Consider the following 14,105-nt stretch of genomic DNA (forward strand, 5'->3'; position numbering starts at 1 on the left):
GACAGTGGGGGGACGTGTGCGGGCTATCGCATTCAAGGAGATCGGCGGACCGGAAGTACTGCGCCCGGTGGAGCTGCCCACCCCGGAACCCGGCCCGGGCGAGGTACTGATCCGGGTGTCGTACGCGGGTGTCAACTACGGCGAGGTGCAGCACCGCCTCGGCGACTTCGGCGCGCCCGAGGGCGAGACGGTGACCGGTCTGGAGGTGTCCGGGACGGTGGCGGCGACGGGTGCGGGCGTGACGGGCCTCGAAGCCGGCGCCGAAGTCGCCGCCTACCTCCCGGACGGCGGCGGATACGCGCAGTACGCCCTCGCACCGGCGTCCTTCGTCTTCCCTCTGGCCGGTCCGGCCCTCGACCTCCGCACGGCCGGTGCCGCACCCCTCGTGCTGACCACGGCATACGGGGTCCTGTCGGGCGCGGGCCGGATCGCGCCCGGCGACACCGTGCTGGTCCACGCGGCAGCGGGCGGGGTCGGTTCGGCCGCGGCACAGCTCGCCCGGACGCTGGGGGCGGCAGCGGTGTACGGGACCGTGAGCACGCCCGAGAAGGCGCGGTACGCCAGACGCTTCGGATACGACGACGTCTTCCTGCGCGACGGCTTCGCGGAGGCGGTGGCAGAGGCGACCTCCGGCAGGGGCGTGGATCTGGTCCTGGACCCGGTCGGCGGCCCCACTCGGCTGGCGAGCCTGGAGGTACTGGCCCCGTTCGGCCGGGTCGCCGTGTACGGCGAGGCGGCCCGTCACCCCGACCTCACCCTCCCGGTCCTCTCGCTGTGGAAGAACAACCGTGTCCTGACCGGCTACAACATCGGTGACCTCGCCCGCCGGGCCCCCGAGACGCTGCGCCGACACGCCGTCGCCGCGCTGGCTCAAGCCGCCTCGGGTGCCGTGCGGATCGACATCACGGCCGAGTACGACCTGGCCGACGCGGCGCAGGCCCACCAAGTGCTGGAATCGGGCGGGAACATGGGGAAGGCCGTGCTGCGAGTCCGGTCCTGAGCGCAGAGGTACGCGTCCGACAACCCGCGAACCGACAGTCCACGACCTGACGTAGACCGATCCACTTCGCGGCGGCCCTCACAGTAGGGGCTCCCCGGTCGGGTGGCAATGGTGCGCGTAAAAACGATTCATCAATCGCTGCGCGCCGGCCTGCTCTCGACTGCGACGCATGACGGCCTGCCCCCGACTCCTCTGCACCGCAGGCTCTTTGGGCCCGGCGGACACGGACCTCCCTGTCCGCCGGGCCTCAGTCCGCTCCGGGCCCCTCCCCCACGCCCAGGGAGACGACTCAAGCGCCCCGTCGCGGCCAACCATGCCCGTGGTTGCCCCAGTTGGTTCGTGAATTGTTTTTTGCCCCAGGCATTGCCGAGGCACAGCAAACGCCCTACGGTGAGGGCCGTCGTCGAGTGGATCGATCTACGCGGCGTCGTGGACGGTGGACGCACCAGGGTCCGGCGTCTCGACGGAGGCCGACGAAGCCTCCGACAGGGAGTCCGTGAAAGCCGTGAACATGGAGGTAACCAGGGCGCCGACCGCCCGTGCGGCCGCGCCCGAGCCCGGCACAACTCCTGGAGATCCCAGGCCCCTCCGGCACCGGAGCGCCTGAGTCGCACCCTGCCGTCGGAGCAACCGAGATCCGACACCGAGTCGCCGCACGCCCGTCGAGGTCCGGCAGGCGCCGCCTGCCCCGCTCTGCACTTTTCCCGTCAGCCCGATCACCCTGCGGCCCCGCCCGCATGACAGCGACCACTCCCAACAATTGAAACGTTTCAAGGAGACAGTGTTGTCTGAACAGAGAACCGCGAGGACCGCGAGCGGCAACCTGCGCACCAGCGCGACGCTCATGGCCGCCGCCGCACTGCTGACCATGGGTCCCACCACTGTCGTCGCCGCGTCGGCCGACAGCGGATCCGCGGCCGACTGCTCGGCCGTGCCGTGGATGGACACCCACAAGTCGGCCGACCAGCGGGCCAGGGCCCTGCTCGCGGCGAGCACCCGGCACCAGGAGTACCGCTGGCTCGTGGAGCAGCCGGCCAACAGCCCGGCCCAGACCACCTTCAGCGGGGTGACCTATCCGGTCCAGGTCGCCTGCACGCCCACCGTCGTCTACACCGACGGCCCCGAGGGGGTGCGTGCCGGAGAAGGCGTGACGACCTTCCCGGCACAGATCTCCCTCGCCGCCGGCTTCAACGAGGACACCGCCTACGCCAAGGGCGCGGCGGAGGGCAGCGAAGCCTTCGACAAGGGCAAGAACGTCATCCTCGGTCCCGGCGTCGGCGCGGGCCGCACGCCCCTTGCGGGCCGCACGCCGGAGTACTTCGGCGAGGACCCGGTCGTCAACGGCGTCCTCGCGGGCGCCCAGACCCGCGGCATCCAGAGCAACGCGGACAAGCCGGTGCTGGCCGACCTCAAGCACTACGTCGCCAACGAGCAGGAGACCGACCGGCAGACCAGCTCCTCCGACGTGGACGAGCGGACGCTGAAGGAGATCTACGAACTGCCGTACGGCATCGCCCTGAAGGAGGGCAAGGCCGAGAGCGTCATGTGCTCGTACAACCAGGTCAACGGCGTCTACGCGTGTGAGAACCCGCTGCTGAGGAACAGCCTCAAGGGCGAACTGGGCCTGGACGGCTATGTGATGAGCGACTTCGGCTCCGTCCACTCCACGGCCGCCTCTCTCAAGGCCGGACTGGACCAGGAGTTGAACCGTCCCATCTACTTCACCCCGGACAAGCTGGACGCAGCCCTCGCGGCAGGCGAGATCGCGCAGAAGGACGTCGACGACGCGGCCTTCCGCGTGGTGCGCTCGTACATCCGCGGCGGTCTGTTCGACCACCCGCTGCCCTCGCAGCCGGTGACGGACGCCTCGACGCCCGCCCACAAGGCCCTGGCCCGGCAGATCGCCGAGGAGGGCTCGGTCCTGCTGAAGAACAGCGGCGACACCCTGCCGCTCGGCAACCGGCACAAGAGGATCGCGGTGATCGGCTCGGTCGCCTCGAACACCCCCGCCGGCGGTCTGAACGCCAAGCAGTTGTGCAGCCTGCCGCTGAACTTCAGCGGGACCGCCTCCGGCCGCAACACCATGGCCTGCGAGGACATGGTCGCGCCGCTGGACTCCATCCGTGAGCGGGCCGCCGCGGCCGGCGCCGAGGTGGTCTACGACGACGGCAGCGACCCGGCCCGGGCCGCACAGGTCGCCGCCGGTGCGGACGCCACGATCGTGTTCGGCTACAAGCAGGTCGGCGAGTTCTCCGACCCGAAGGACCTGAGCCTGGACGCCGGCGGCGACGCGCTGATCGACGCGGTCGCGGGCAAGGGCAGGTCCACCGTGGTGGTCCTGGAGACCGGTACCGCGACCACGATGCCGTGGCTGTCCAAGGTCGACTCGGTGCTGGAGACCTGGTACCCGGGCGAGCAGGCGGGCCCCGCCGTCGCCGGGCTGCTGTTCGGTGACGTCGACCCGTCCGGCAAGCTGCCGCTCACCTTCCCGAAGTCCGAGTCGCAGCAGCCCGCGCACACCCCGGAGCAGTACCCGGGCGTGAAGGCCGCCGGTCAGTCGATCCGCCAGGTCGACTACAGCGAGGGCATGAAGGTCGGCTACCGCTACTACCGGGCCGAGAACCAGAAGCCGCTGTTCTCGTTCGGCTACGGCCTGTCGTACACCAGCTTCGAGCTGTCCGGCCTGAAGGTCTTCACCTCCGGCGGCGCCGGCAAGGACGGCCTGCGGGTGCAGTTCAAGGTGACCAACACCGGCAAGCGGGCCGGTACCGAGGTCCCGCAGGTGTACCTGGAGCTGCCTGCCGGGGCCGACGAGCCGTCGGCGCGCCTGGTCGGCTGGGAGCGGGTGACCCTGAAGGCCGGACGGAGCCGTACGGTCACCATCCACCTGACGGCCGACCAGCTCGACGAGCAGCACCTGACCCAGTACTGGGACACCTCCCGCCACGCCTGGCGCACCCCGTCCGGCACCTTCACCGCCCACGTGGGGACGTCCTCGGACACGGCCCTGGCGGCGAAGTTCACGCTCGACAAGCACTGACGGTTGCCCATCACGTGCCCGCCCGTGTCCTCGGGCACGGGCGGGCGCGTCCCCTCGCACGGGACGGAGAGACAGCGTGAGTTCCTCCTCGGCAAGACCACTCGGCCGCCGACGGTGCCAACTGGCCGGGGCCCTGCTGACATCGCTGGCGCTCGGCGCCGGTCTCGGCAGCGCACCACAGGCCGTCGCCAGTGCCCCGGCGACCGCACACGGCGCCTCCTCCTCGGGGTCGTTCGCCGAACCCGGCGCCTCGGACCGGCCGTTCTACCGCTTCTGGACCACCGGTGGCATGCTCACCGACGCCTCCGCCCAGCAGCAGATCCGGCAGATGGCCGCCGCCGGCGCGGGCGGAGTGGAGTTCAACCCGATCGGCGGCGGAGCCAAGTACAGCGCGGCCACGCAGGGTTGGGGCACCGACGCCTGGTCCGCCGCCATGAAGTCGGTCTACGACGCGGGCAGGGCGGCCGGCCTCCAGGTCGACCACATCTACACCCCCGGCTGGTCGGCCGGAACCACCACCGTCTCCCCCGACGGCGAGGGCTCCGACAAGCAACTCACCTTCGCCAACGTGGTGTTGGAGGCAGGTGAGACGTACTCCGGCGATCTCCCGACGTCCGGTCTTCCCAAGGGGGTCACCAAGCGCGAGCTCCAGGCTGTCGTCGCCTACCGGTGCGCCGACGCCTGCTCGGAGAAGACACCGATACTGGAGCAGAGGAGCGCCGTCGACATCACCTCGAAGGTCGCCGACGGCCGGATCACCTGGACCGCCCCGGACGACGGGACCTGGACGCTGGTGACCGGCTGGATGACCGGCACCGGGCACAGCGTCGGCCTGGCGGGCACCGCGAAGACCACGTACCTGGTGGACCATTTCAGCACCAAGGGCTTCGACGCGATCAGGGACTACTGGCAGGACGAGGTCCTCACGCCCGAGCTGGAGAGGTCCATCGAGAAGTCCGGGGGCTCGATCTTCTTCGACTCGCTGGAACTCAACAGCAACGGCAACCAGGTCCGAGCCTGGACGGGCGACTTCCTCAAGGAGTTCCAGAAGCGGCGGGGCTACTCCCTCGTCCCCTACATCGCCGCGATCGGTGTCACCGATCCCGCCTACGAGTTCGACGGTGACGTGGGTCGGCGCGTCCGCGAGGACTACCGCACCACGCTGAGCGAGCTGTTCCGCGACAATCACCTCAAGCCGCTGCTGAAGTGGGCCCACCAGCGCCATCTGACGGTCCGCGGCCAGCCCTACAGCTCCTGGGGTCCCACGGCGATCGACACGCAGGAGATGGCGACCCTGCTGGACGTCACCGAGGGCGAGGACCGCTCCTTCAACTCCGGCAGCGACGTCGACCCGCTGCTCAACCGCAGCGCCGACAGCTGGCGTTCGCTCGCCAGCGCCGTCGCCCAGTCGGGCCGCGACCGCGTCTCCACCGAGTGCTGCGCGGAGGGACAGGCCCAGCGGGTGGCCCGTTCGACCCTGGTCTCCCGGGTCAACCAGCAGGTCGTCAACGGCGTCAACATGTTCGTCTGGCACGGCTGGGGCGACAGCACCGAGGGCGCGGCCTCCTCCTGGCCGGGCTTCTCCCTGTTCGGCGGCGGAGTCGGCGACGCCTACGGGCCGCACAGCCCGACGTGGTCGGACGACGCCACCCTCAACGACTACACGGCCAGGCTCCAGACGGTCATGCGGCGCGGTGAACTCCGCGACGACGTGGCCATCTACCGTCAGGGCGGCGGCCACAGCAAGGACGGCGCCACCGGCGACGCCTACTTCACCGACCAGAGCCTCGCGCGGGCCGGCTACACCTACGGCTTCATGGACCAGGACCTGGTCACCGACAAGAACGCCGAGGTCAGCCACGGCCGACTGCTGGCGAAGAGCCTGTCGTACAAGGCGTTCGTCCTGAACAACACCGAGAACGTCAACTACGAGACGGCCCTCGACCTCGACTCCGCCCGGCGGATCCTGTCGTGGGCGAAGGCCGGACTGCCGATCGTCGTCGTCGGCGACCCGGTCCTGCGCACCCGTGGACTGAACCAGGGTGCCGACGCCGCGCTGCGCAGGGTGCTGGCCGAGCTGCGCCGGCAGAGCACCGTCCAACAGGTCGCCGAGGAGTCCGACGTCCTGCCCGCCCTGCGGACGGCCGAGGTCGAGCCCGCCGCCTCCTACACCGGGGCCTCGGACTTCCTGAACCTCCGCCGCGAGAGCGGCGACACCGACTACTACTACTTCTGGAACTCCGGCAAGGACCGCGAGACGACCACGGTCACCCTGACCGGCTCGGGCCGTCCGTACCGCTACGACCCGTGGACCGGCGAGGTCACCCCGATCGCCGCGTACACCCGCACGGCCGACGGGGTCCGCGTCGAGGTCTCCGCCGCCAGTGGGGACGGTGTTCTTCTGGCCCTGACCAAGGGCAACGAGGACACCCGGAAGCTGCCGAAGGCCGACGTCTCCGTCCTCTCCACGACAGCCGACGCGGCGGTGGTCGCGGACGACGGCGAGGTGCGGGTGCGGGCCTCCGCCCCCGGCACCTACGCCACCCGCCTGAGCGACGGCCGTACCGTCGTCTCCAGGGTCACTTCGGTCACCGCCGCCCGCCCGCTCACCGACTGGAGCCTCGACGTACGGGCGTACGTCAAGGGCGACACGGCGAGCCGGACCCGCACGGAGGATCTGGGCACCTTCACCGTGACCGCGGGGCCGGACGGCAGCCTGCCGGACTGGCAGCACATCGCCGGTCTGGAAAGCCGGTCGGGCACCTCGACCTACCGCAGCGCCCTCGACCTCGACTCCTCGTTCGCCGAGGACGCGGGCGCGTATCTCGACCTGGGCCGGGTCGAGGGCACGTACACGGTCGAGATCAACGGAAGGGCCCTGCCCGAGGCCGACCTGCTCGACGCCTCCTCGATCGACGTCTCCGGGTTCGTCAGGCCAGGCCGCAATGTCGTGGAGGTGCATGTGGCGACCCTGCTCGGCAACGCCGCGTACGACGCGAAGCAGCCGTACGGTCTCGTCGGTCCTGTCGTCGTCAGGCCCTACGCGGAAAGGACCGTCTCCGGCAAGGGGCACTGACCCGCCCGGGCACGGACTGTGAGACGCTGACCCGCGCGACCGGCCGGTGCAGGACCGGGCGGCGCGCGGGTCCAGCGGCTTGTCCGACGGTGGGCGCCCGATCGCACGCGACCGTGCCCGTGGGTGCCCGCGCCCCGCCGGACCGGGCCTCGGGGCCGCGGCCGGCAACGGGTGGGGCTTGCGCCCGGCCGACGCGCCGGGGGACGCTGCGCGCAACGGTGATCACGGGGAGGCTGTGTGTCAGTGGCCGGCAGGCGGCGCCAGGCCGTCACCATCCAGGACGTCGCGCGGGCGGCCGGTGTGTCCCGGGCGGCGGTGTCCAAGGTGATCCGCGACGCCGCCGGAGTCAGCCCCGCCATGCGCGCCCGGGTCAACGCCGCCATCGAGGAGCTCAACTACCGGCCCAGCGTGGCCGCCCGTGCGCTGCGCGGGGCCAGTTACACACTCGGCCTGGAGGTCCCGCACCTGGGCAACCGCTTCCTCACCCAGATCGTGGACGGCGCCCTGGCGGCCCTGGAGGGCACCCGCTACCAGACCATCATCGCGCCGGCCGACGGCCGGGAAGGGTACGGCGCGATCGAGGCGCTCGCCGACCGGCAGGTCGACGGGATCGTGGTCGTCTCACCCCGGGTGGACGCCTCCTGGCTGGAGCGACTGGCGGGTTCCGTCCCGGTGGTCATGCTCGGCCGGCACCACCGATCCGTCCACTACGACACCGTCGTCGGCGACGACCTGGCGGGCACCGGGCAGGTGATGGACTATCTGCTCGGGCTCGGCCACCGCAGCATCGTCCATCTGACCGAGGACTTCGCGGTGACCACACCCGGCAGCGGCGTCCCGCACGCCCTGCGGCTGCAAGGCTACGAGGAGGCCATGACCGCGGCGGGCCTGAAGGACCGCATCCGGGTCGTGCGTACCGGGCAGACCGAGGAGCACGCGCGGGCCACCGTCGACGAACTGCTCGACACCCGGCCCTGGCCCACGGCCGTGTTCGCCGGTCACGACCAGCTCGCCCTCGGCGCCCTGGCGGCCCTGGTGGAACGCGACGCCCTCGGCGAGATCTCCCTGATCGGATACGACAACACGGATCTGGCCGCCCACCCGGCGATCTCGCTCAGCTCCGTCGACCAGCACGGCACGGAGATGGGGCGGCGGGCGATCGCCATGCTGCTCGAACGCATCGCGGGCCGGGACGAGGCCCAACATCACGTCATCACCCCCTCGCTGACCGTCCGCCGCTCCAGCGGACCGCCGCCGACCCGCTAGGCCGACGGCACTCAGAATCGATCTCGACGACCGGTGAGATCATCCCCTGGCGGGTCCGCGATGCCGGTCCTGCCTCAGGAGCCGTACCCGACTGCGTGACACAGACCACAGGAACCCCCCTGCTGTCGCGGAGAGAACTGGTCGTGAAAGACGCAGAAGACGATGTGCGCCGCCGCGTGCGCCAAGGCGACCGCGAGGCGTTCGCCCAGCTGTACGAGGACTTCGCCCGCGCCGTGTACAACCACGGGTTGCGGTTGACGGGCGACTGGTCGGCGGCCGAAGAGATCATGTCCGAGACGTTCCTGACCGCGTGGCGGACCCGGGCACGGGTGCACGAGGAAGGCGGCTCGCTGCTGCCCTGGCTGCTGGGCATCGCCACCCACAAGGCGGACAACGCCCGCCGGGGACAGCGCAGACGCCAGCTGTTCCTGGCGCGTCAGCCGCAGCCGCCCGCGGAGGAGGACTTCGCGCCTCGGACGGTCGGGCGCATCGACGACGCCCGACGCCTGCGTGCCGTGCACGCCGCCCTGGGCCGGCTGCGCCGCCAGGAGCGCGAGGTGCTGGCCCTGTGCGTGTGGTCGGGCCTGGACTACCAGCAGACGGCCGAGGCCCTGGGCATCGCCGTCGGCACCGTGCGTTCCCGCCTTTCGCGGGCCCGCAGGAAGCTGGCCCGCCTCGCGGAAGAGGACCGGGAACCACCCGTCACCCGCGGAGAGATGACAAGTGCGGCCGCGATCGCGGCCCTGCCCGTACGGGAGGAGCTCACATGAACGACGCCGACCGCGAGGAGATCGCGCGCCTGCTGCCGGCCCCGGCCGACTGGGACCTTCCGCGCGAGCAGCACCTTCGTCACAAGGAACTGCTGATGCACCGCATCGACCGAGACAACGACCAGGAGCAGACGGCTCGTCCCCGCCCGGCCCGGCGGCTGCTGCGGCCCGCGCTGCTGGCCCCCGCGACGGCCCTGGCCCTGGCCGGCGCGCTGGCCGCGGGAGTCGCCCTGAACGGCAACGGCGGGACACCCCGAGGCACTTCCTCGCACGGTGCGGCCACGGACATGCGACCCGTCGCGGCGCTCCTGGGCCGGATCTCCGCCGCCGCCGAGGAACGCACCACGCCCGAGGTGCGGGACGACCAGTTCGTCTACACCCGGGAGAAGGCCCGCGGGGCCGACCTGACCAGTGGCAAGGCCGTCCTCGGCCCGCTCCGGGAGCGGGAGGTGTGGGCCGCCCAGGAACCAGGGCCCCTGCGCAAGCTCGGTCTGGTGCGGGAGGACGGCGAGACGCTGCCGATCAACGCCGAGTTCGGTGACACCGACGGCACCCCGGCCGGGATCAACCGGGCCACCTACCGCTGGCTCGGCTCGCTGCCCACCGACCCCGACAAGCTGCTGGCCTACCTGTACGCGAACACCCCGCACGCCGAGGGCCGGGGACGGGACCAGGCGGTGTTCGAGCAGATCGGGTCTCTGCTCGGCGGGATGATGCCGCCCGACACGGCCGCCGCGTTCTATCGGGCCGCGGCGAAGATCCCCGGCGTCTCCGCGGCTCCGCGGGCGCGGGACGCGATCGGCCGCCGGGGGCTCGGCATCGCCCGGGACGACACGGGCTACGGGATCCGCACCGAGTGGGTCTTCGACGAGAAGGACTACTCCTATCTCGGCTCCCGCAGCTATCTGATCAAGGACACCTCGTACGGGAAGTCCGGCACGCTGCTGTCCAGCGAGGCCGAGCTGGAACTCGCCGTCGTCGACAAGGCCGGCCGGCAGCCCTCGGCCGCGGACCGTATCCGGACCCGACGCCAGAGCTGACCGCTCGCCGTCGGAAGGTCCCGGAGCTCGATCGCGCTCCGACCCGCCACCGCTCTCACGGCAGGGGGTCGGAGCGCGGGATGCGCCCCCCGCCGAACCCCGGGTCAGGTCGAGTTGCGTTCGACCAGTCGGGGCGGGAACACCAGTCGGCGGTGGGTGTGGCCGGGGCGGTCCTCGTCGAGCAGGAGTTCCGCGGCGGCCTTGCCGAGGTCGTACCCGCCGACGTGCACCGAGGTGAGCGGCACGCCCGCGGTCGCGGCCGAGTGGATGTCGTCGTACCCCACGATCGCGAGATCGTCGGGTACGCGCAGCTTCGCCCGGAAGGCGGTCTGCATGACGCCCAGCGCGAGCAGGTCGTTGGCGCAGAAGACCGCCGTGACCCGCTCGCTCGCCGTCAGCAGCTGTTCCCCGGCGCGCCGCCCCTGGTCGACGGTGAACGCGCCGGCCTCGACGATCCGCAGGACCTCCGCCGGGCGGCCGGCCCGCTCCAGCGCCTGACGGCTGCCCGCGAGGCGGTCCTTCGACTGGCGCATGTGCATCGGGCCGGTGATGAAGGCGATGCGCTCATGGCCGCGGGCCAGGAGATGGGTGATCGCCGAGTCGGCGCCGGCCACGTCGTCGACCGCGACGGAGCAGACGTCCGGGTAGGTCTCCGCGTTGTCGAGGAGGACCACCCGCAGCCCGCGGGCGCGCAGCCCCTCCAGCCAGTGGCTGTTGAGGTCGGCGGGGGTGATCAGCACACCCGCCGCGTTCTGCTGGGCGAGCAGCTGGAGGTAGCGCTCCTCCTTGTCCGCCAGGACGTCGGTGTTGCACAGCATCACCGTCCGCCCCTCGGCGTGCAGCAGGTCCTCGGCACCACGGGCGATATCGGTGAGGAAGGGGTTGCGCACGTCGAAGACGACCAGTCCGACCATGCTGCCCCGGCTGCCCGACAGCTGCCGGGCGGCCAGGTTGGGCACGTAGCCGAGGACGTCGATGGCGTCCTCGACCCGTTGCCGCGTGCCCCGGGCCACCTTCTCGGGCCTGTTGAGCACGTTGGAGACGGTGGCGATCGAGACTCCGGCGCGCAGCGCCACGTCCTTGATCCCGATGGTGTTCATCTCCGTGAGCCCTTCGAACGGCCGCCCAGGACGGTCGGTTGTAACGCTTCAATTGGGTGTGGACATGGTAGCCGGATCAATCATCCTGGCCGCCAGGCGTTTCGGGCCAGGGCAGTTCGAAGCTGTGGATCCCGCTGCCGACGGTGGTCGACCAGCCCGGCAGATCGACGTCCGCCGTGGTGTTCGGCGGCACCTTGGCCCGCACACTCAGCGTGCCGCCGCTCACCCGCCAGTCGACCTCGGCGGGACCGTACGGAGTCAGCAGGCGGGCACCGGCGCGGGTGAGACCGCCGCCGGGGCGCGGTGCGATCCGCAGCCGCCGGTAGCCGGGGGCGGCGGGCGCCAGGCCGGCGACGACACGGTGGAGGTAGTCGGCGACGGCGCCCAGGGCGTAGTGGTTGAAGGAGGTCATCTCGCCGGGGTTGACGGTGCCGTCGGGCAGCATGCTGTCCCAGCGTTCCCAGACGGTCGTCGCGCCCTGGGTGACCGGGTACAGCCAGGACGGCCGTTCGTGTTGCAGGAGCAGTCGGTACGCGGTTTCGTGGTGGCCGGTGTCGCCGAGCGCGTCGCAGACCTCGGGGGTGCCGGCGAATCCGGTGGCGATGCGGTGTCCGTCCTTGGCGACCAGGTCCGCCAGCCGCTCCCCGGCCCGCGCGCGACTCTCCGCGTCGGGCAGCAGGTCGAAGCGCAGGGCCAGCGCGTAGGCGGTCTGGGTGTCGGACGTCATCCGCCCGTCGGGGGTGCGGAAGGTGCGCAGAAAGGCTGCGCGGGCCTGGTCGGCGAGGTCCAGATAGCGTCGTTCGTCGGCGCTCTCGCCGAGTTCGGCCGCGGTGAGCGAGAGGATCCGCGCGGAGTGCGCCAGATAGGCCTGGGCGACCAGGTGGGCGTCGGTGCGCGCCTGCCAGGGATCCTCGGGGGGTGAGGCGGGGTCGAGCCAGTCCCCCAGCTGCTTGCCCTGCCGCCACACGCCGTCCTCGCCGCGCTGGGAGTCCATCAGGTCGACCCAGGCACGGGCGCTGGCGTACTGGGCGCGCAGCACGCCGCGGTCACCGAAGCGCTGGAACAACGTCCAGGGCACCAGTACGGCGGCGTCGCCCCACACCGCGGCCGCCCAGGCCGGCGTCCACTCGGGGACCGAGATCGCCGGGACGATGAACGGAACCGTGCCGTCCGCGTACTGGTCGTGGGCGAGGTCGGCCAGCCACGAGGTGAGCATGCCCGCGCAGTCGTAGAGGAAGGACGCGGTGGGCGCGAAGACCTGGATGTCTCCGGTCCAGCCGAGCCGTTCGTCGCGCTGCGGGCAGTCGGTGGGTACGTCGAGGAAGTTGCCGCGCATGCTCCAGCGGATGTTGTCGTGGAGCCGGTTCAGCAGCGCGTCCGAGGAGGAGAACCAGCCGGTGCGCCGCATGTCGGTGTGCAGCACCTGCGCGGTGACGTCGAGGGGCGAGCGGTCCTCGGGCCAGCCGGTGACCTCGACGTAGCGGAAGCCGTGGACGGTGAAGCGGGGCTCCCACTCCTCCGGGCCGCCGCCCTTGAGGACGTAGGTGTCGGTGGAGACGGCGTGGCGCAGCGGGCGGGTGTAGAGCTCGCCGTCCTGAAGGACCTCGGCGTGGCGCAGGGTGATGGTCGTGCCGGCCTCGCCCTGGACGCGGATGCGCACCCGGCCGGCCAGGTTCTGGCCGAAGTCGAGGATCCTGCGCCCACTGGGCGAGGTGAGGACCTCCTCGGGCGCCCGGCTCTCGGTGCGGCGGACGGGGGGTCCGGGCGGGGCGCACAGCGTGCCGGCGTCGAAGGGGATCTGCTGGACCGGCTGCCAGCGGGAGGCGTCGTACTCCGGGCGGGACCATCCGGTCGACTCCGCGCGGGCGTCGTAGCGTTCGCCCTCGTACAGGCCGGCGAAGGTGATCGGCCCGTAGGCGTAGCGCCAGCCGTCGCCGGTAGCGACCACCACCCGGCTGCCGTCCGCACAGTCGACCTCCAGCTGGGCCAGCAGTCCGGTGTGGCTTCCGTAGTGGTCGGTGCGGCCGCCGTGGATGCCGAAGCGTCCGCTGAACCACCCCTCGCCCAGCCAGGCGCCCAGCGCGTTGGGCCCCTCGTTGACGAGGGCGGTGACGTCATGGGTGGCGTAGCGAAGGCGGTGGTGGTAGCTGCTCCACCCGGGAGCGAGCACCTCGTCGCCGACCCGCGCCCCGTTCAGCTCGGCCTCGTACAGCCCGTGCGCGCTGACGTAGAGGCGGGCGCGGACGGCGGGGGCGGGCAGGACGAAGGTGGTGCGCAGCAGGGCGGGCCGGGTGAGTTCGGGCACGGCGGGCGTGATCATGGCGGCAGTGAACTCGTCGGCCGACAGCAGCCCGGCCTCCACGGTGAGGGCCGGACTCCACGGCGAGCGGGTGCCGTCCTGGCCCCACACCCGCACGCGCACGGTGCGGCGCTCCCGGGAGGCGAGCGCGGGCACGTCCTCGGGCCACGCCACGAGGACGGAGTCGCCGCTCTCGGTGCGCCCGCTGGTCCAGGACGGGCCGGTCTCCGGCGAGATCTCCAGTTCGTAGGCCTGCTGGAGCCATCCGTCGGGTGCGGTGTCGACCACCCAGGAGAACCGCGGGCGGGCCTCGCCGAGGCCGAGGCCGCTTCCGCGGTGTTCGGCGGTCGGTGCGGCCACCACCACGGACGCGTCGGCCTTCGGATTGTCGGGCATGGGTCGGCTCCTGTTCTCTGCTGACCGGGACACAGGCGGGTCTCCGCGCCGGCTCTCCGTGGGAGATGCAGCCAGTCGATAAAAATAGTGAAACGCTTCAATCACCGGATGAGGCACA

The 14,105-nt window shown here is 71.6% G+C and carries 8 protein-coding genes; 6 read left to right on the top strand and 2 right to left on the bottom strand.

What is annotated here, in order from left to right; genetic code table 11:
• Positions 1-16 precede the first annotated feature (16 nt).
• The 6 genes from FNH09_RS00320 to FNH09_RS00345 all read left to right on the top strand — a co-directional run bounded on the left by FNH09_RS00320 (position 17) and on the right by FNH09_RS00345 (position 10,192).
• The gene (locus tag FNH09_RS00320) at positions 17-1,000 is read left to right on the top strand and encodes a zinc-binding dehydrogenase (RefSeq protein ID WP_162467907.1); all 984 of its coding nucleotides are present in this window, start codon (positions 17-19) and stop codon (positions 998-1,000) included.
• A 784-nt stretch (positions 1,001-1,784) separates the two neighbouring features.
• On the top strand, positions 1,785-4,040 hold the full coding sequence (locus tag FNH09_RS00325; RefSeq protein ID WP_202919553.1) for a beta-glucosidase: 2,256 nt from the start codon (positions 1,785-1,787) through the stop codon (positions 4,038-4,040).
• A 76-nt stretch (positions 4,041-4,116) separates the two neighbouring features.
• Entirely contained in the window at positions 4,117-7,116 is a 3,000-nt protein-coding gene (locus tag FNH09_RS00330) for a glycosyl hydrolase (protein ID WP_152883807.1), read from the top strand.
• A gap of 243 nt (positions 7,117-7,359) precedes the next feature.
• Positions 7,360-8,382, top strand: a complete 1,023-nt coding sequence (locus FNH09_RS00335; protein ID WP_162467908.1) for a substrate-binding domain-containing protein — start codon at positions 7,360-7,362, stop codon at positions 8,380-8,382.
• A 143-nt stretch (positions 8,383-8,525) separates the two neighbouring features.
• A complete protein-coding gene (locus FNH09_RS00340) occupies positions 8,526-9,152 on the top strand; it encodes an RNA polymerase sigma factor (protein WP_338017406.1) in 627 nt (208 codons plus the stop codon).
• The gene (locus FNH09_RS00345) at positions 9,149-10,192 is read left to right on the top strand and encodes a CU044_5270 family protein (protein ID WP_152883810.1); all 1,044 of its coding nucleotides are present in this window, start codon (positions 9,149-9,151) and stop codon (positions 10,190-10,192) included. The genes FNH09_RS00340 and FNH09_RS00345 overlap by 4 nt, the downstream gene beginning before the upstream one ends.
• A 104-nt stretch (positions 10,193-10,296) precedes the next feature.
• On the opposite strand, the gene FNH09_RS00350 is transcribed toward FNH09_RS00345, so the two are convergent.
• Together FNH09_RS00350 and FNH09_RS00355 are read right to left on the bottom strand one after the other, a co-directional pair.
• Positions 10,297-11,292 carry a LacI family DNA-binding transcriptional regulator gene (locus FNH09_RS00350; RefSeq protein WP_152883812.1) on the bottom strand — a complete coding sequence of 332 codons (996 nt, stop codon included), beginning with the start codon at positions 11,290-11,292 and terminating at the stop codon, positions 10,297-10,299.
• 76 nt (positions 11,293-11,368) lie between these two features.
• Complete coding sequence (locus tag FNH09_RS00355) at positions 11,369-13,987, bottom strand: alpha-L-rhamnosidase (protein ID WP_152883816.1); 2,619 nt, start codon at positions 13,985-13,987, stop codon at positions 11,369-11,371.
• Between the last annotated feature and the right edge of the window lie 118 nt (positions 13,988-14,105).

The sequence above is a fragment of the Streptomyces adustus genome (assembly GCF_009377175.1).
In the GTDB taxonomy this organism is placed as follows: domain Bacteria; phylum Actinomycetota; class Actinomycetes; order Streptomycetales; family Streptomycetaceae; genus Streptomyces; species Streptomyces adustus.

Bases quoted from the DNA above. Each gene is read 5' to 3' on its own strand.
- FNH09_RS00345 (WP_152883810.1), top strand. From the start codon at position 9,149: ATGAACGACGCCGACCGCGAGGAGATCGCGCGCCTGCTGCCGGCCCCG.
- FNH09_RS00350 (WP_152883812.1), bottom strand. From the start codon at position 11,292: ATGAACACCATCGGGATCAAGGACGTGGCGCTGCGCGCCGGAGTCTCG.
- FNH09_RS00355 (WP_152883816.1), bottom strand. From the start codon at position 13,987: ATGCCCGACAATCCGAAGGCCGACGCGTCCGTGGTGGTGGCCGCACCG.